The sequence below is a fragment of the Shewanella aestuarii genome (assembly GCF_011765625.1).
Taxonomy (GTDB): Bacteria; Pseudomonadota; Gammaproteobacteria; order Enterobacterales; family Shewanellaceae; genus Shewanella; species Shewanella aestuarii_A.
This window is the reverse complement of record NZ_CP050313.1, coordinates 2,899,825-2,916,822: the sequence shown is the minus strand read 5'-3', so window position 1 is coordinate 2,916,822 and position 16,998 is coordinate 2,899,825. Positions and strand designations below refer to the sequence as shown.

The window sequence follows — 16,998 nt, the reverse complement described above, 5'->3', positions numbered from 1 at the left end:
ATTATCCCGCCTTAACAACTAGTTCTGGGCTTTTTTGCTCGATTTTGAGTAAATCAGCAACGGCAATATTTTTAGGTTTAACTAGCACGAAGCAGTCAATCCAATTGTCAAAATCACTTAAAATCATATTGGCGTGTTCACTGCCGGTTTCGGCAACGTGATCTTCAATTAAGCCTTTTAAATGTTGACGTTGGATAGTGCTCTCAACTTTTAAGGTATCAACCAGTTCGGTATTTACACGGCGATTAAAGCGGCCAAATTGATCAAATATATAAGCAAAACCACCTGTCATACCCGCACCAAAGTTAACTCCGGTTTTACCTAGTACGACCACAATGCCGCCAGTCATATATTCACAACCGTTATCACCTAAGCCTTCAACTACGGCAATGGCGCCAGAATTACGCACCGCAAAACGTTCACCGGCTTGGCCTGCTGCAAATAACTTACCGCCGGTTGCACCATATAGACAAGTGTTGCCTATGATTGCACTGCGTTCTGATTGGAATGGGCTGCCCACAGGTGGATGAATGACAATTTTGCCACCTGACATACCTTTACCGACATAATCGTTAGCGTCACCGCAGAGTTTTAAGTTAAGTCCTGGGCTATTCCAAACGCCAAAACTTTGGCCTGCGCTGCCATTGAAGCCGAGTGAAATAGTTTCTTTAGCACCAGTGACGCCCAACGTTTTGGCAATATAGCCTGATAAGGCTGCACCAACAGAGCGATCAGTGTTATTGATAGCGTATTGGTAAGAGTATGGCTCGCCACTATCAACAGCTTGTTTGCAATCAGCAAGCAATGTTTGGTTGAGTTCACCAATATCTGATGGTGGGTTAGTTTCTTTCCAAGTGAGTGCCGACGTGCTTGGCACAGTAGGCTTGTAAAGAATTGGCGCAAAATCAAGACCACGCTGCTTGTCAGTGGTGCCTTCAAGTGCATGAAGCCATTCTGTACGACCAACAAGTTGTTCAAATTGAGTCACACCCAATGCTGCCATCCACTCACGCACTTCTTGAGCGACAAACTCAAAGTAAGTCATCACGCGTTCAGGTAAACCGTGATAGTGGTTATCACGCAAGTTTTTATCTTGGGTTGCAACCCCTGTCGCACAATTGTTTAAGTGACAAATACGTAAGTACTTACAACCTAAAGCAATCATAGGCACAGTACCAAAGCCAAAGCTTTCAGCACCTAATAACGCGGCTTTGATAACGTCAGTCCCAGTTTTTAAGCCACCATCCACTTGTAAACGGATTTTATGACGTAATCCGTTTTCAACCAGTGCTTGCTGTACCTCAGCTAAACCTAACTCCCAAGGAGAGCCAGCATATTTTACCGAGGTAATAGGGCTAGCACCTGTACCACCATCGTAACCAGAAATGGTGATCATATCGGCATAGGCTTTAGCCACACCGGTAGCAATGGTGCCCACACCGGGCTCTGATACCAATTTAACTGATACCAGTGCGGTTGGATTAATTTGTTTCAAATCAAAAATAAGCTGAGCTAAATCTTCAATCGAGTAAATATCATGATGAGGCGGTGGCGAAATAAGCGTCACGCCCGGGCGAGCATGACGAAGGCCTGCAATTTCAACACTGACTTTATGGCCAGGTAATTGACCACCTTCACCAGGCTTTGCTCCTTGAGCGACTTTAATTTGCAGCACATCAGCATTCACTAGGTAGTGTGCAGTTACACCAAAACGGCCTGATGCAATTTGCTTGATAGCCGAATTACGCTCACTGTTAAAGCGACGCGCATCTTCTCCGCCTTCACCAGAGTTTGAACGACCACCTAAACGGTTCATTGCCACGGCAAGTGCTTCATGTGCTTCCGGGCTTAATGCACCGATACTCATTGCGGCACTGTCAAAACGGCCATATAAGTGACTGGCATCTTCTACGCTATCAAGGCCTATCGCAGCTTGATCACCTTTGATGCCAATTAAATCACGCAAGGTTGCCACGGGGCGATTATCGACCAAGTTAGCGAACTCTTTATAGGCTTGGTAGTCTTGGTTCTTAAGTGATGCTTGTAAGGTATTAACTACATCTGGGTTGAAGCTGTGGTATTCACCACCTTCAACATACTTAAGTAGGCCACCTTGCGGTAATGGCAAATGGGCTCGATAAGCGGCTTTGTGCAGTAGTTTTTGGTCATCAGCAATATGACTAAAACTAACGCCTTCAATTCGACTGATGACCCCTTTAAAGCATAATTCAATCACATCACTTGCTAAACCAACGGCTTCAAACTGCTGGCTGCAACGATATGAACCAACCGTACTGATCCCCATTTTAGACATGATTTTACGCAGGCCTTTGTCGATACCGTAGCGGAAGTTAAGCATGAGAGGTGTCACATCCTCAATACCTTGATTTTTGGCCATTGCAGCAATTGATTCATAGGCTAGGTATGGATAAATTGCTGTCGCACCAAAGCCTAATAATACGGCAAAGTGGTGTGGATCACGGGTTGATGCGGTTTCAACAATAATGTTGGTATCGCAACGTAAGCTCTTATCGACTAAACGATTTTGCACTGCTCCAACCGCCATAGCCGCCGGGATAACCTGGGCATTTTGGTCTACAGCACGGTCAGATAAAATCAATAAGGTTGTGCCACTTCGCGCTAAGCGTTCAGCTTCATCTGTGATGCGATGAATGGCTTGCTCTAAGGATTCGTGCGCGTCGTAGTTTAAATCCACAGTGTTTGCACGGTAGTTTGTACTATCAAGCCCGAGTAATTGATTGAAGTCGCTAAACAACAAAATTGGCGAGTTAAACATTACGCGGTAAGCATTACCCGTGGTTTCACTAAATAAGTTTTGTTCACGACCAATACAAGTGGTTAACGACATTACGTGTTTTTCACGTAATGGATCGATGGGGGGGTTAGTTACCTGCGCAAATTTTTGGCGGAAATAGTCATACAGGGAGCGTGACTTTTTCGATAACACAGCCATTGGAGTGTCATCACCCATAGAGCCAATAGCTTCTTCGCCTTTACTGGCTAAGACCCAAATGACTTGTTCCAGTTCTTCACGAGTATAGCCAAATTGTTTCTGATACTGGAGCAGGGTTTTAGGATCAAATCGCTGCGAACCTTGTTTATTAGGCTCTACTTTTTCCGCAGGGATCAGTGTTTGGCTATTTTTTGCCATCCACTCTTTATAGGGGTGACGACGCTTTAAGTCATTATCAATTTCAAAAGATTGGTATAAACGACCGTTTGCCGTATCTAAAACCAATAATTCACCTGGGCCTACGCGGCCTTTTTCAATCACTTCATCAGCGGCATAATCCCAAATACCGACTTCTGATGCGAGCGTAAGAATGCGATCTTTGGTGATAACATAACGAGAAGGGCGCAAACCATTACGGTCAACGGCACAGGCTGCATGACGGCCATTGGTCATCACAATGCCCGCAGGGCCATCCCATGGCTCCATATGCATAGAGTTGAAGTCATAGAAAGCTTTTAGTTCATCATCCATTTCAGGGTTTGACTGCCAAGCGGGTGGAATTAGCAAACGCATCGCACGGTATAAATCCATCCCACCAGATAATAGCATTTCCAACATGTTGTCTAATGATGAAGAGTCCGAGCCCGTTTCATTCACAAAGGGGGCCGCTTGCTGTAAATCGGGCAACAAAGGTGAATTAAACTTGTACGCACGTGCACGGGCCCATTGACGGTTACCCGTAATCGTATTGATTTCACCATTATGAGCTAAGTAGCGAAATGGCTGCGCGAGCGGCCATTTAGGTGAGGTGTTGGTTGAAAAGCGCTGGTGGAATAAACAAATAGCACTTTTTAATCGAATGTCCGCAAGGTCTGTATAGAAAGACGGTAAGTCCGCAGGCATCATCAAGCCTTTATAGACTATGACTCGGCCAGACAAACTTGAAACATAAAAGTCTTTGTCATTGGTAATTTGTTGTTCAAGACGGCGACGAGCCATGTATAGGCGGCGTTCTAAGTCTTTTTCACGCCAACCAACAGGTGCATTAATTAGTACTTGGTATATTTGTGGTAGGCTCTCGCGACCAATTTCACCGAGAACATCCGGGTTGATAGGTACTCGACGCCAACCTGCAACGCTTAAGGTTTCACGTTGTAGTTCTTTTTCTAAAATAAATTTCGCTTCGTCAGCTTTTTGCTGATCTTGACTAAGAAATAGCATGCCAACGGCAAAGTTACGACTTAAATGCCAGTCGTTTTCTGCTGCTATAGCCTTAAAAAAATCGGTTGGCATTTGCATTAATAAACCACAGCCATCTCCTGTGCGTCCATCGGCTGCAATACCACCACGATGTTTCATGCGATCGAGTCCATGAATTGCAGTGCGCACGATGCGGTGGCTAGCGTCGCCATCCATTTGTGCAATCAATCCAAACCCGCAATTGTCCCGCTCGAAACTGGGATGATATAAGCTCATACAAAAACCCCCTAAAACCTCTACTAGATACGACTCGGGGTAAATGTGAAAAAATTCCATAGATATGCACCCGAACCTCTCAAATTAAACTGACTTAAGCTAAAGGTCAAACGCAATTATTGCATCATTTTGAAATATTATTACTAACTAGACGTAACATTCTACCATGTTTACGTTAACGTAAACTGTTGGTTTTTTCGTATAACGTTATGAATAAAAAGAATTTTAGTGTTTATTAGCTGGTTTTGTAACTTTTTGGTAACAACGAAAGTGAATTGATTTTGAAATAAAAATAGTGAATTTTATATCAAACACAGTCAATTAATAGAATTGTGTGTTTTTTGACTAAATATTCACTTTTGGTAATTTAAAATTTAGCCGAAATGGTTTGAAAATTCAGCTTGGATTATCTAAAACTAAAATATACAAAGAACTAGATAGTGTTTATTTGATTTAAATCTAGGTTTGTTATTTCAATTTAACCTAAATTAGCCGCCTTTTTTATGATAAAGAGGTATTAAATGGGCTTGGATGATTTCGTCAATACTTATGGCGCAGATTGTAAACTGCGTTATGGTAAAAGACTTAAAAAACTTACAATAGATGCCAAGTTCACTTGCCCTAATCGAGATGGAACCTTAGGTAAAGGAGGTTGTACTTTTTGTAATGTGGCATCGTTTAATTCACAACAAGGTGAGTTTCATACGATCGCGACGCAATTAGATACTGCCAAAATCAATATAAAGGCCAATGATAGGATCAGTCGAACACATAGTGATGAGCAATACATTGCTTATTTTCAAGCCTACACTTCTACTTATGAAGAGTATCAGCAACTTAAAGATAAATATGATCAAGCCATTGCAGATACGCAAATTGTTGCATTGCATATTGGTACTCGGCCTGATTGTGTACCAGACGAGGTATTGGATTTATTGGTAAGCTATCAACAAACGGGTATTGATGTCTGGTTAGAATTAGGCTTACAAACCGCTAACGACACAACCCTTAAATTGATTAATCGTGGCCATAATTTTGCCGCTTATGCAGATACGGTTAAACGTGCGCGAGCACGCGGTTTGAAAGTATGTTGCCATCTAATTTTGGGACTTCCACGAGAAACCTTAGATGACTATATAAGCAGTTTACAAAGTGTGCTTGCAACAGGCGTGGATGGCATCAAGTTGCATCCTTTGCATATTGTTGAAGGTAGCACTATGGCTAAGCAGTGGCGTTATCAAGGTATGAAACTATTAGATTTAACCGAATATGCAGAAGCTGCGGCTAAGTTAATTAGGCTAACACCAAAAAATGTCATTTTTCATCGTGTTACAGCATACGCTAAAAAACCATTATTGCTTGCACCTGATTGGTGCGGGTATCGTTGGGAAGGAATTGTCGCCATTACACAGCAGCTTGCTTTGCATGGCGGACAGGGGAGCGAGATACCCTAATCTTAAAATTCCACATCCTAATACTTTATAATGAGTTCATCGTGATTTGTTACGATGTTTTTTTCAGCGTTGAGGTGCTAAGTTTATCAGCTTGTTAAGGTAGTGTTTCAGTTTTTAGATTATAGACCTCAGCGCCGCACAAAGCTTGCATAGAGAAGTAGACTGGGTATTATGAATCAATATTTTATAGACTTAGAACATTTATCGAGGTACCTCACATGTCCGCAACGCAACTAGATGCTATTTTGGATCTTAATACTCTTGAGCAATATATCAGCGCAATTGGAGCCGGTACTTTACTAAAAAGTGTCGTACTTTTTGAACAGTTAATGCCTGAATATGTAGGTGGTTTAGTTCAAGCTAGTGATGCGAATGATAAAGATACCTTGTGTTCAGAAGCGCATAAGTTTAAAGGTGCCGCTGGTTCTGTTGGTCTGAAGCGCATTCAGCAGTTTGCACAGCTATTACAGCATGGCGAAGAATCTAAATGGGAAGTTGAGCATCAAGCTTGGTTAGCCCAAATCGTTGAGCATGCTGAAGCCGATTTACAGCAATTAAAACTATTTTTAGAAGCAAAAGCTTAATTTGGCAAATAGCCAGAATGTGAATGAAAATGCTCCTTTATAATAAGGGGCATTTTTTTTATATTTCGTGAGCTAAACGGAGTTTAAAAGCTTGTTATTTATCATTGACTAATTCATTATTTGAATTATTTACTGGTTATATAATCGATTATATGAAAACACTGCCAAGCCTTAAAAACCTCTATTACTTAGTGAATCTCCATCAAGAACAAAACTTTAACCGTGCAGCTAAAACTTGTTTTGTGAGTCAGTCAACCTTATCTAGTGGGATTCAAAATTTAGAAGAGCAGTTGGGCTATCAACTGATTGAACGTGATCATAAATCGTTTATGTTTACAGCTATTGGAGAAGAGGTTGTTGAACGGGCCAGAAGTATCTTAACTAATGTTGATGATTTAGTCGAACTGGTGAAAAATCAAGGAGCGCCGATGACGGGGGAGATCCGTTTAGGTTGTATTCCAACAATTGCCCCTTTTTTATTGAGCCGCGTTGTAAAGCTATGTCAGCAGGAATTTCCTCAATTATCGTTACTGTTAAAAGAAGACACTACAGATAGGTTATTAGACGCATTAGGTAAAGGGGAGTTAGACTTACTAATTTTAGCGTTACCTGTTGATACGAGTGGCTTTCATAGCATGAAAGTGGGAATAGATCTTTTCAAAATGGTCGTTCACAAAGACATGTCACAAGACATGAATACCCCGCTAGATTATCAAGCCATGCCTGATGAAAGTATCTTTTTATTGCAAACAGAACACTGTATCACTGGCCATGCTATTACTGCTTGTCAATTAGGCGACAGCGCCAAAATCAATCCATTTGCCGCGACGAGTTTGCACACATTAGTGCAGATGGTAAACAGTAAACTGGGTACCACCTTTTTGCCGCAAATGGCTATTGATGCTGGTATATTGAATGACACTGATTTACAGGTGATGACACCACCGGGTGAAGCACCTTATCGAGATATAGGTTTAGTGTGGCGACAAACCACGAGTCGAATTGCCACCTTTAGAACTTTAGGCTTAGCGATTCAGCAAAAACTAATGCCACAGAATATGAAATAGTCTACAGCTACAAGATCTAAAATATAGCTGCACACTGATAACTCAGAGAAAACTAAGTACGGGGTTTATTGTGGGGAGGCTGTTTTCTGCTTGCACCGTAAACCTCAATAGGGTGCTGCTTACCTTTTAGCGGCACTAAGCCTAAGTTTTGTAATTGGTACATACTATCTTGTTGCTCTAAACGTTGTACTACATCACCAGATAATAACATTCTTTGCCCAAGAGGATTGCATTGGTCTTGTAAACGCGCGAGCGTGTTAAGCACATCACTAAAGAAACTAATTTCTTGTTTATGAACTCCAACAACTGCAGCAACCACCTGGCCACAGTGCGCAGCGGCTTTAAACTTAGGTACAAAGCCATATTGTTCTTCAAAGTATGCCCGCTGCCAATTTAGCTCTTGGCAAAAATCAAAGTAAATATTTAGACAACGGTCATATTGGACACCCTCTTCAAGCGGCCAGTGAATTAACACCGCATCACCCATATAACGATAAATTTCAGCATCGTTATTGACCACTGTATCGGCTAATAGACTGAAGCTATCTTGTATTAAACGAGAAAATCTATAATCACCTAGTGATTCTGCATGAGACGTGGAGGAGGTCATATCGACAAATAAAAAGAGTCTTTGTTCGTATCGAGGACGATGATAGTTACCTAAACCAATATTAAGAAGTACCCTTGGGCCAACTAGCAAACTCATTTGTTCAATAAATGCTAAGCCAACACGCACAACGACTAAGTAGACCAGTAAAGCCTGAAACGATGGGCTGTATAAAACATGGGTGGTAAGCATTTGTCGCAAGGTCACCATATGGTTTTCGACCGCCCACATATTCAAAAACTGGATCACATAGGCCAATGTTGTTGCACCTAATAATAGGAACAAGCCTTTAAATATCACCGAGAATAAATAGGGCAGTCGATTAATCGCACTAAAATCAGCAATAAGATTAGACATCCAATGCAGGCTACCAAAAATGAATCCCATAAAAATGGCGAGTGTAGCTAGGTCGGCTTGACCTACTGCCCATTGAGGTAATTCGGGAGTTTGTGCATATCGAAAAAACACAAATGCAGCCATAGCTATACACCAAGCTAATATAGCAAACAGCAGTTTTTTCGTTTGTCTACTGGCTCTCACTGGTTTAAATAGCTTCCCAATTGCGGTTAAAGTGAGGCGGCATTTTAGCGAAAAAACCTAAGTTGTGTTAGTGATAATTGTGATTTAGATCAATACAGGCACAGAAAATGTTAAATAAAGAGTTAATATTAGAAATTTCAACTTTAATTTTACATTTGGGCAACGTTATCTGTGGTTAGTGTGTTACAGATCGTACAAAGAAAGTTGATGACTCGAAAATATTCTAGAGTTTAGTTAATAGAAAAAGTTTAGTTGAATGCATGGGTTAGGATTTGTTGAGTGAATGCTATCTTTAAATAGAAGCCTCGAGGATTAGATAATTGAGTTTGACCATCAGGACCAATACTTTCGGTTAAGGCTTGGCTGTTAGCGGCTTTGGGTCTTAGTTGAAGTACCTCGCCATGTCGAGCTGTGATTGTGTCGACTTTACCCAGTGCAATGAGTTCCATAATCTCTTCCCAATCTTGTTTTAACAATGACATTTCTGAAGCTGAGGGCGACCAAAGGAGCGGCGTGCCTATTCTTCTTTGACCCACCGGAATACTTCTGTCCCCTTCGACAGGTATCCATAGAACACGTTGTAATTTGTGGTAAACGAGGCTATTTTCCCATGTTAGTCCCTGTATGTTAGTTAAGGGAGCGACAGTGACATAAGTCGTTTCAAGAGGTTTGCCAGTATGGTCTATCGGGATGGTTTTAAGTTCAACGCCTAAGTGCAGAAAATCTTGCTCAGGTTTGGAACCTGCCATTGCCCCGAGTTCTAATTCTATCAACTGCCCAATCCAGCCTTTATCTCTTCTGAGGTTATCTGGCACGGTAATGCCATTGTCATTGGCAATATCGGCTAATGAAATTCCTGCCATTAAATTAGCACGTTGCATTAGTTCAGCTAAATCTTTAGGTGATGATTTTGACATAATGACCTTTGGTATTTATCAGGCGACAACAGGGCTGTGTAGTAAGGGTATCAACAACAAATTACCACTTAAAGTATATAGATGATTTATATAGCTAATACTTGGATTTGTCATCTAAGTTATCAAGCTCAATGATATATTCAAGTATCAAGTTTCTGTGGGGCGTTATTGTTTCATTACCAATATGAGAAGGCCATAGTCATATCTTATATTGTTGCTGCTGAAAAAATAAACTCTGCGATTTGCTTAAGTTATACCGTGGCTTACTATTACTGTAAGTTAATGAAATTTAGTTATTTATAATTAAAAAGGTCAAGTTTAAACTGTCAATTGAAAAAGTTACTCGCGACTATTCCTTGTATTTTTCACATAGTTATCCACAGAATTGCTGGATAACACAATAAAAATGTTGCGTTTAACTGAAGAAAAAGCTCGCGTCAATGACTTTTAACACTAAAAAAATGAAAAAAAATCGAAATAACTATTGTTATTTGTGAATAAGTTTTATTTGGTAACTCAGGCTTATTGAATAACTTTGTGTGTGATTAAAAAGTAAACAGCGCTGGGTTGTCTGTGTTTTTGTTGTTTTGGTTGCATCTTATCATTCTGATAGTAAAGGTTTTTTGTTTGCTATGGTATTTTGTAGTTGAATAGCGATGAGTCGTAATTCAGTACATTTACTCACGTTTATTTAAGTTGCAAACAGACATATCCACAGATTTTGTGGATAAACTAATATGTTACCTCATGTTGTTGTTGATAAAGTTGCCAAATCTTTAGACTTATCCATAAATATGTTGTAAATAGGGGTTTGCCGACAAGCATGCTTTGTGAAACAATCACAATAATTATATTTTGTTAATTTGGAGTCCATGTGATTGATAGCGACGGCTTTCGCGCAAATGTGGGCATCATTATCTGTAATAAGTTTGGTCAAGTAATGTGGGCAAGACGATTTGGTCAACATTCTTGGCAATTTCCACAAGGTGGGCTTGATGATGGCGAAACTGCTGAGCAAGCTATGTATCGTGAATTGTACGAAGAAGTCGGCTTAAGGCCTGAACATGTTCAAATTTTAACAACTTCGCGGTCATGGTTACGTTATCGTTTACCTAAACGTCTGATTCGTCAAGAAAGTAAGCCTGTGTGTATCGGCCAAAAACAGAAATGGTATTTGCTACAACTTAAAGGTCATGACAATACAATTAATTTAAACTCATCAGGTCATCCTGAGTTTGATGATTGGCGTTGGGTAAGCTATTGGTATCCTGTTCGGCAGGTGGTGTCATTTAAGCGTGATGTATATCGAAAAGTAATGAAAGAATTTGCAGCCACGACACTAGCCTTGCAAACACGAGAGCCGCATAACAAAAAAAGAGGTCGTAATCGCAGTTAACTATTTATCCTTGTTAACTTATTAAAGGAGAGCAAGATGCTTAGCACGCTCAGGGATATTACACAGTCGGTTGCCGCGGCTAATTCATTAAATGCGGCACTAAAACTATTAGTTGTGCAAACTAAGCATGCCATGATGACTGAGTGTTGCTCGGTCTACCTCCTTGAGCAACAACAACTTGTTCTAAGTGCCACTGAAGGTTTACAACCGTCTGCTGTGGGCACAGTCAAAATGCCATTATCACAAGGTCTTGTTGGTTTGGCAGCTCAACGTGAAGAGGCCATTAATTTGGCCGATGCACGTATTCACCCACGATTTAAATTGTTTCCCGAAGCTAATGAAGAGGAATATCGTGCTTTCTTAGCTGTTCCTATTATTTATCAAAAAATTGTTGTTGGGGTGATTGTCGTTCAGCAAGCTGATTCTAGAGAGTTTAGTGAAAATGAAGAAGCGTTTTTAATGACCTTGGCAGCTCAGCTAGCGGTGGTGATCCGCAGTTTAAAAAATAAAGCCGCTATTACTAATGAACAGCATCAGGTGGTATTTGACGGGACTCCAGCATCTAGCGGTATTGCAATAGCCAAAGGCTTAGTTTTGGGGGGCGTCATCACCCTAGAACAGCCTGATTTAGCTTGTGACAGCATTGAGCATGAGATTACGCGTTTGAAACTAGCGATTAATCGCTGCAAAAGCATGTTGAGTTCAATCTCGCAACGTTTTGAAAATGATAATGCCGATGATGTGGCTTCCATATTCTCAGCTTTCCAATTATTGCTCGATGAACACAGTCTTGGCGGGGAATACGTTCGAGAAGTATCAGAAGGTTGGCGTGCAGAATCCGCGGTTAGCCGAGTATCGATCCGCTATATTGAGCAGTTTTTGGCAATGGATGATCCTTATTTAAAGGAGCGTGCCAGTGATATTCGTGAGTTAGGCCAAAAAGTGTTACGACAACTGATTGAACCTGACAAGCTTGAATTAGAGCCAGAAACACCGGTAATTTTAGTTGCTAAAGAAGTTGATGCGACGTTATTAGCTGAATTCCCTCGACATAAATTAGCCGGCATAGTTACCAAGCTAGGCGGTGTGAATGCTCACACTGCTATCTTAGCAAGAGCTTTAGGTGTGCCAGCACTGGTTGGTGTTGAACAAGTATTAGATTCAGATACGGATATAGATGGTAAATTATTAGTTTTAAATGCTAATCGTGGCCAATTACTTGTATCACCATCGCCTACTGTGGTTGCAGAATACAAGGTGCTTATTAATGCTGATGTTGAAAAGCAAAAGCGCTTTTCGGCAGAGTTATCGCAACCTTCACAAACCATTGATGGTAAGAGAATTCATCTCTATCTTAATGCTGGTCTACTCAGCGGTGTCCAATCTAACGTTGCCGAAGGTGCCGACGGGATTGGCTTATATCGTACTGAAATTCCATTTATGCTTCATCAACGATTTCCTAGTGAAGCCGAGCAAATTAAAGTTTATAAACGCGTATTAAATGCAGTAGGCGATAAACCAGTTGTCATGCGAACATTAGATGTTGGCGGTGACAAACCGCTGCCATATTTTCCTATCAAAGAAGAAAACCCATTTCTTGGCTGGCGCGGGATCCGCCTATCGCTTGATCACCCAGAATTATTTTTAGTTCAGTTAAGGGCCATGTTACAAGCTGGTGGCAGTGGTAAGCAATTGCAGATTTTATTGCCTATGGTGAGTCATTTAGGTGAAATAGATGAAACATTGGAATATTTAGATCAAGCATACAATGAGTTAAATGTCGAATTAAATACTAGCATTGCTCGCCCACCGATAGGGGTAATGCTTGAAGTCCCGGCACTCTTATATCAATTAGAAGATGTGGCTAAAAGGGTGGATTTTGTGTCCGTCGGTAGTAACGACTTAACCCAATATTTATTGGCTGTTGATCGCAATAATCCGAGTGTCAGTTCGCTATTTGACAGCTATCATCCGGGAATTTTACGAGCGCTTAAACGAGCCGTAGAGGATTGCCAGCAGTTTAATTTAGATGTCAGTGTTTGTGGTGAGTTGGCGGGTGAGCCATATGGTGCTTTGCTATTAGTGGCGATGGGCTATCAAAAATTGAGTATGAATCAAGCCAGCTTAGCGCGGATTAATTATTTAATCAGACGTGTGTCTCATTGCCAATTGCAAGTATTGCTAAGTGATTGTTTAGAAAAGTCAAATGCATTAGAAGTTAGACACGTTTTACACGACTTTATTAAACAAAACCATTTAGAAGACATACTGCATTAATTGCTGACATTGCCACTGTGAAGTTTTGCTGGGGAACCATTTGGATAATTTACTGCTTATTTTTGCAATTTGTTTAGTGCTTGGTTCATTTGTTGGTTTGATGGCAGGATTATTAGGCATCGGAGGTGGTTTAATTATTGTGCCTTCGTTGTTATATATTTTACCTTGGGTAGGGGTCAGTACATCACAGTTGACTCATGTCGCTATTGCAACCTCGCTAAGTACCATTATCTTAACTTCAATGTCTTCAACGCTTGCGCATCATAAGCGAGGCAATATTCCATGGGGTTTATTCAAACCCATTTTACCAGGGATTGTCATCGGGGCGTTTGGAGCCGGATTTGTGTCAGAACTTATTCCTTCAGATGAACTCCAGCAAGCCTTTGCGGTATTTGTCATTTTTATGGCCATTAATATGGCATTTCCATTTAAACCTAAAGCAGAAGCCGCTTTACCCTCACTTTGGGTGTTGTTTGTGGTATCAATTTTAATTGCTTTAATTGCAGGTTTGATGGGAATTGGCGGGGGAGTGTTGTTAGTGCCATTTTTGATCTTTTGCGGCTTACAAATGCGTCAAGCTGTCGGGTTTTCATCTGCAACTGGTTTTTTAATTGCCATAGCTGGAACCGCAGGCTATGTCATTGCTGGCATTAATGCACCAGATTTACCCTATGGCACATTAGGTTATATTTACCTACCAGCGTTATTTGGCATTATTTTTAGTTCAATGTTGTTTGCACCATTAGGAGTTAAAGCTGCATCAAGGTTACCCACTCCAATATTAAAAAAGGCCTTTGCAGGCCTTTTATTCATTGTTGGTCTTAAACTTATTTTTAGCTAATACAAAGCAATAAGAGTAGATTTGGTGTTAAACAGCAAAAGGATAATGAATGGCATCGTGATGCTGATAACCTTCAACTTTGAAATCATCTAAAGTTACCCAAGTTTCAATATCTTTTAAGCTTTTAATTTCAGGGTTGATGATCAATTTAGGCGCAGGAAAAGGCTCACGTTTAAGTTGAATATCACGCATTGGTGCGAGTTGATCTTCATAGATGTGAGCATTAACAATTTTATGATAGGCCTTGCCTGGCTTATTCCCTGTAATTTGTGCCATCAATGCGAGTAGTACGTATACTTGTACCATATTGAAATTTAACCCAAGCGGCACATCACAACTTCTTTGGGTGCTATTTAAATATAAAGTATCCCCCAACAAGGAAAAGTGGTGTTCATACATACAAGGGCGTAGGCAGCCTAAGTCAAACGCACCGGGATGTAAAAAAGTTAAAATTTCACCTCGATTATCTATACCTTTTGATAAGTCATCGACGATATTTTGCAGCAAATCTACATGACCACCATTAGGTTTTGGGAACGCGCGACCTAGTGCACCGTAAATTAACCCAAGATCATCTTCGCCCTTACGATTTGGATTGTTAAGCCATGCTTCATTTAAGTTTGCATTGGCGTCCCAAGTTTTGGTGCCTAATGCTCGGAAGTCTGCAGCACTTTGGTAGCCTCGCATATAGCCGATAATCTCTGCTATGGCGGATTTCCAGAAGCTTTTACGGGTGGTAACCAGTGGGAATTGATTATTAGCGACATCATAAGTGAGATCGGCATTGATAACGGTTAAACAACGTTTATTGGTCCGTTCATTATTTATCCAAGTGCCTTCATCGACAATGCGTTGGCAAAGATCCAAATATTGTTTCATTCTGTCCCTAATTTAATGGATGAGCTTATCAACATTATACCTTTGTGTTGGTTAGAGTTCATCAGTCAATTTCAATGATTTTAAACAACAGAGCTGATGAGATGATATTCAGTTAAATGCTATATTTAGTTAATCAATGTGAATAAAAGCTTATTTTTGTTGAATTTATAGGCGTATAGTACTTAGATTATTCTTTAGTGAAAAAGTTAAAATACCTGTACGGGTTCTCATTTGGTTGCGTCAATGTGATCTAGGCTGTATGTTTTACTTAATACCTCGGCTTAATCGAGGTATAAGCTCGAAACATTCGATTATATTTGCTTAAGCATTTTGTTATAGACTCGAAATATTCTGTTTTTTGGAGTTAGATATGGAAAAGGCACTACGTAATTTTTTAAGTCAAGAGTCCGCAGGTGGGATCATCTTAATGATTTCTGTCGCACTCGCGATGATATTAGCTAACTCACCTTTAGCTGGTTTGTATAACGGCTTTTTAGGTACTGAAGTTCAAGTTCGGGTAGGTTCGTTAGATATTGATAAGCCATTGTTACTTTGGATCAATGATGGCCTAATGGCTTTATTCTTCTTACTCATTGGTTTAGAAGTAAAGCGTGAGTTATTAGAGGGCGCCCTTTCTACTGCGGCTAAAGCATCTTTACCTACATTCGCTGCAATTGGCGGTATGGTTTTCCCTGCGCTGTTTTATTTGATGTTTAATTATTCAGATCCTGAGACGCAAGTCGGTTGGGCGATTCCTGCAGCAACAGATATTGCTTTTGCTTTGGGGATCATGGCGTTATTAGGTAATCGTGTACCTGTGGCATTAAAAGTGTTTTTACTTGCCCTGGCTATTATTGATGACCTAGGTGTAATTGTCATTATTGCTTTATTCTACAGTGCAGATTTATCAATCATCAGTTTAGTGGTGGCCGCGATTGCAATTACCTTTATGGTTGCACTCAATCGTAAAGGGGTCTCATCATTAACGCCATATGGACTATTAGGCTTAATCTTGTGGATAGCTGTGCTCAAGTCGGGTGTGCATGCAACCTTGGCTGGCGTTATTATCGCATTTTGTATTCCACTCAGAGCAAAAGATGGTTCATCTCCCTCTGAACATTTAGAGCATAGTTTACACCCGTGGAGCACCTTTTTGATTCTACCTGTGTTCGCGTTTGCTAATGCTGGATTGTCCCTTGCTAATATGACTTTCGCCTCTTTTGGTGAACCTATCACAATCGGTATTATTTTAGGTTTACTACTGGGTAAACCAATAGGGGTCATGCTGTTTAGTTACTTAGCCGTTAAATTGAAATGGGCTGAGTTACCGCCTGGAGTAAGCTGGGGGCAAATTGCGCCGGTGGCTGCCATGTGTGGTATCGGTTTTACCATGTCAGTCTTTATCGCATCACTGGCATTTGAAAGTGCTCCAGCAGCTTTTGGTGATTATGCAAGGCTTGGGATTTTGACTGGTTCATTCTTTGCTGCTGTTATTGGTTACTTCTGGTTAGATAAGGTTTTACCAAAACAAGGGGCAAAATAATGAACAAACTGTCAATGGTTGCTTTGATTGCAGGTGTTAGTGTGTTTGCTTTACCCGCTAAATCGGAATCTTTTAATGTATGTTTATTAGATGCAAATAGCCAAACTTGCCAGGCATATCTTGAAGGTATTGTTGATGGTGCAATGATGTATCGTATTGATAAAGCAAACAATTTTTCGGGCAATGACTATGAGTCTCGTGCTCTTAAATATCGTGCGGGGAAACGTTATCAAAAAGCCAATAGCAAGTATTGTTCAACCCATGAACCTGTAAAAGCGGATATTGTTGCAGTGTTAGTTGAGCAAGTATCAATAAATAACGTAGCTAATAGCGATGATTTAGAGTTAGTGATTAACTCGTTGTTGGATTGCAGTTTAAAAAAGTAACTTGATGACTTATCTAAAATCGCTCACAGTGTTGAGCGATTTTTTTTGGCATAATTA

12 protein-coding genes are annotated in these 16,998 nt (G+C 40.5%); 8 read left to right on the top strand and 4 right to left on the bottom strand.

Annotated elements, in window-relative coordinates; genetic code table 11:
• Nucleotide 1: 1 nt before the first annotated feature.
• Nucleotides 2-4,450, bottom strand: coding sequence for a glutamate synthase large subunit (gltB, locus tag HBH39_RS12810; RefSeq protein WP_167678870.1), 4,449 nt, complete (start codon nucleotides 4,448-4,450; stop codon nucleotides 2-4).
• Nucleotides 4,451-4,971: 521 nt separating this feature from the next.
• On the opposite strand from gltB, the gene HBH39_RS12805 reads away from it, so the two are divergent.
• The 3 genes from HBH39_RS12805 (at nucleotide 4,972) to oxyR (ending at nucleotide 7,555) form a co-directional block, all read left to right on the top strand.
• Complete coding sequence (locus HBH39_RS12805; RefSeq protein WP_167678868.1) at nucleotides 4,972-5,904, top strand: TIGR01212 family radical SAM protein; 933 nt, start codon at nucleotides 4,972-4,974, stop codon at nucleotides 5,902-5,904.
• A 218-nt stretch (nucleotides 5,905-6,122) separates the two neighbouring features.
• Entirely contained in the window at nucleotides 6,123-6,488 is a 366-nt protein-coding gene (locus HBH39_RS12800; RefSeq protein ID WP_167678866.1) for an Hpt domain-containing protein, read from the top strand.
• Nucleotides 6,489-6,640: 152 nt separating this feature from the next.
• On the top strand, nucleotides 6,641-7,555 hold the full coding sequence (gene oxyR, locus HBH39_RS12795; protein WP_167678864.1) for a hydrogen peroxide-inducible genes transcriptional activator OxyR: 915 nt from the start codon (nucleotides 6,641-6,643) through the stop codon (nucleotides 7,553-7,555).
• 52 nt (nucleotides 7,556-7,607) lie between these two features.
• Here the strand turns inward: oxyR and HBH39_RS12790 are convergent, their stop codons facing one another.
• Both HBH39_RS12790 and mutH read right to left on the bottom strand, forming a co-directional pair.
• On the bottom strand, nucleotides 7,608-8,642 hold the full coding sequence (locus HBH39_RS12790; protein WP_432280115.1) for an adenylate/guanylate cyclase domain-containing protein: 1,035 nt from the start codon (nucleotides 8,640-8,642) through the stop codon (nucleotides 7,608-7,610).
• A gap of 308 nt (nucleotides 8,643-8,950) precedes the next feature.
• On the bottom strand, nucleotides 8,951-9,619 hold the full coding sequence (gene mutH / locus HBH39_RS12785) for a DNA mismatch repair endonuclease MutH (protein WP_167678860.1): 669 nt from the start codon (nucleotides 9,617-9,619) through the stop codon (nucleotides 8,951-8,953).
• Between the two features lie 874 nt (nucleotides 9,620-10,493).
• Here mutH and rppH point away from each other — a divergent pair.
• The 3 genes from rppH to HBH39_RS12770 are packed head-to-tail and all read left to right on the top strand — an operon-like array spanning nucleotide 10,494 to nucleotide 14,133.
• On the top strand, nucleotides 10,494-11,015 hold the full coding sequence (gene rppH / locus HBH39_RS12780; protein ID WP_167678858.1) for an RNA pyrophosphohydrolase: 522 nt from the start codon (nucleotides 10,494-10,496) through the stop codon (nucleotides 11,013-11,015).
• Between the two features lie 36 nt (nucleotides 11,016-11,051).
• A complete protein-coding gene (ptsP, locus tag HBH39_RS12775; protein ID WP_167678856.1) occupies nucleotides 11,052-13,292 on the top strand; it encodes a phosphoenolpyruvate--protein phosphotransferase in 2,241 nt (746 codons plus the stop codon).
• Between the two features lie 40 nt (nucleotides 13,293-13,332).
• Nucleotides 13,333-14,133, top strand: coding sequence for a sulfite exporter TauE/SafE family protein (locus tag HBH39_RS12770; protein WP_167678854.1), 801 nt, complete (start codon nucleotides 13,333-13,335; stop codon nucleotides 14,131-14,133).
• 27 nt (nucleotides 14,134-14,160) lie between these two features.
• On the opposite strand, the gene HBH39_RS12765 is transcribed toward HBH39_RS12770, so the two are convergent.
• Nucleotides 14,161-15,012 carry a thymidylate synthase gene (locus HBH39_RS12765; RefSeq protein WP_167678851.1) on the bottom strand — a complete coding sequence of 284 codons (852 nt, stop codon included), beginning with the start codon at nucleotides 15,010-15,012 and terminating at the stop codon, nucleotides 14,161-14,163.
• Between the two features lie 370 nt (nucleotides 15,013-15,382).
• On the opposite strand from HBH39_RS12765, the gene nhaA reads away from it, so the two are divergent.
• Together nhaA and HBH39_RS12755 are read left to right on the top strand one after the other, a co-directional pair.
• Nucleotides 15,383-16,555: a Na+/H+ antiporter NhaA gene (gene nhaA / locus HBH39_RS12760; RefSeq protein WP_167678849.1), complete on the top strand. Its 1,173-nt coding sequence runs from the start codon at nucleotides 15,383-15,385 to the stop codon at nucleotides 16,553-16,555.
• Entirely contained in the window at nucleotides 16,555-16,941 is a 387-nt protein-coding gene (locus HBH39_RS12755; RefSeq protein ID WP_167678847.1) for a hypothetical protein, read from the top strand. The genes nhaA and HBH39_RS12755 overlap by 1 nt, the downstream gene beginning before the upstream one ends.
• Nucleotides 16,942-16,998 lie beyond the last annotated feature (57 nt).

Bases quoted from the DNA above. Each gene is read 5' to 3' on its own strand.
- gltB (WP_167678870.1), bottom strand. From the start codon at position 4,450: ATGAGCTTATATCATCCCAGTTTCGAGCGGGACAATTGCGGGTTTGGA.
- HBH39_RS12805 (WP_167678868.1), top strand. From the start codon at position 4,972: ATGGGCTTGGATGATTTCGTCAATACTTATGGCGCAGATTGTAAACTG.
- HBH39_RS12800 (WP_167678866.1), top strand. From the start codon at position 6,123: ATGTCCGCAACGCAACTAGATGCTATTTTGGATCTTAATACTCTTGAG.
- oxyR (WP_167678864.1), top strand. From the start codon at position 6,641: ATGAAAACACTGCCAAGCCTTAAAAACCTCTATTACTTAGTGAATCTC.
- HBH39_RS12790 (WP_432280115.1), bottom strand. From the start codon at position 8,642: ATGGCTGCATTTGTGTTTTTTCGATATGCACAAACTCCCGAATTACCT.
- mutH (WP_167678860.1), bottom strand. From the start codon at position 9,619: ATGTCAAAATCATCACCTAAAGATTTAGCTGAACTAATGCAACGTGCT.
- ptsP (WP_167678856.1), top strand. From the start codon at position 11,052: ATGCTTAGCACGCTCAGGGATATTACACAGTCGGTTGCCGCGGCTAAT.
- HBH39_RS12765 (WP_167678851.1), bottom strand. From the start codon at position 15,012: ATGAAACAATATTTGGATCTTTGCCAACGCATTGTCGATGAAGGCACT.
- nhaA (WP_167678849.1), top strand. From the start codon at position 15,383: ATGGAAAAGGCACTACGTAATTTTTTAAGTCAAGAGTCCGCAGGTGGG.
- HBH39_RS12755 (WP_167678847.1), top strand. From the start codon at position 16,555: ATGAACAAACTGTCAATGGTTGCTTTGATTGCAGGTGTTAGTGTGTTT.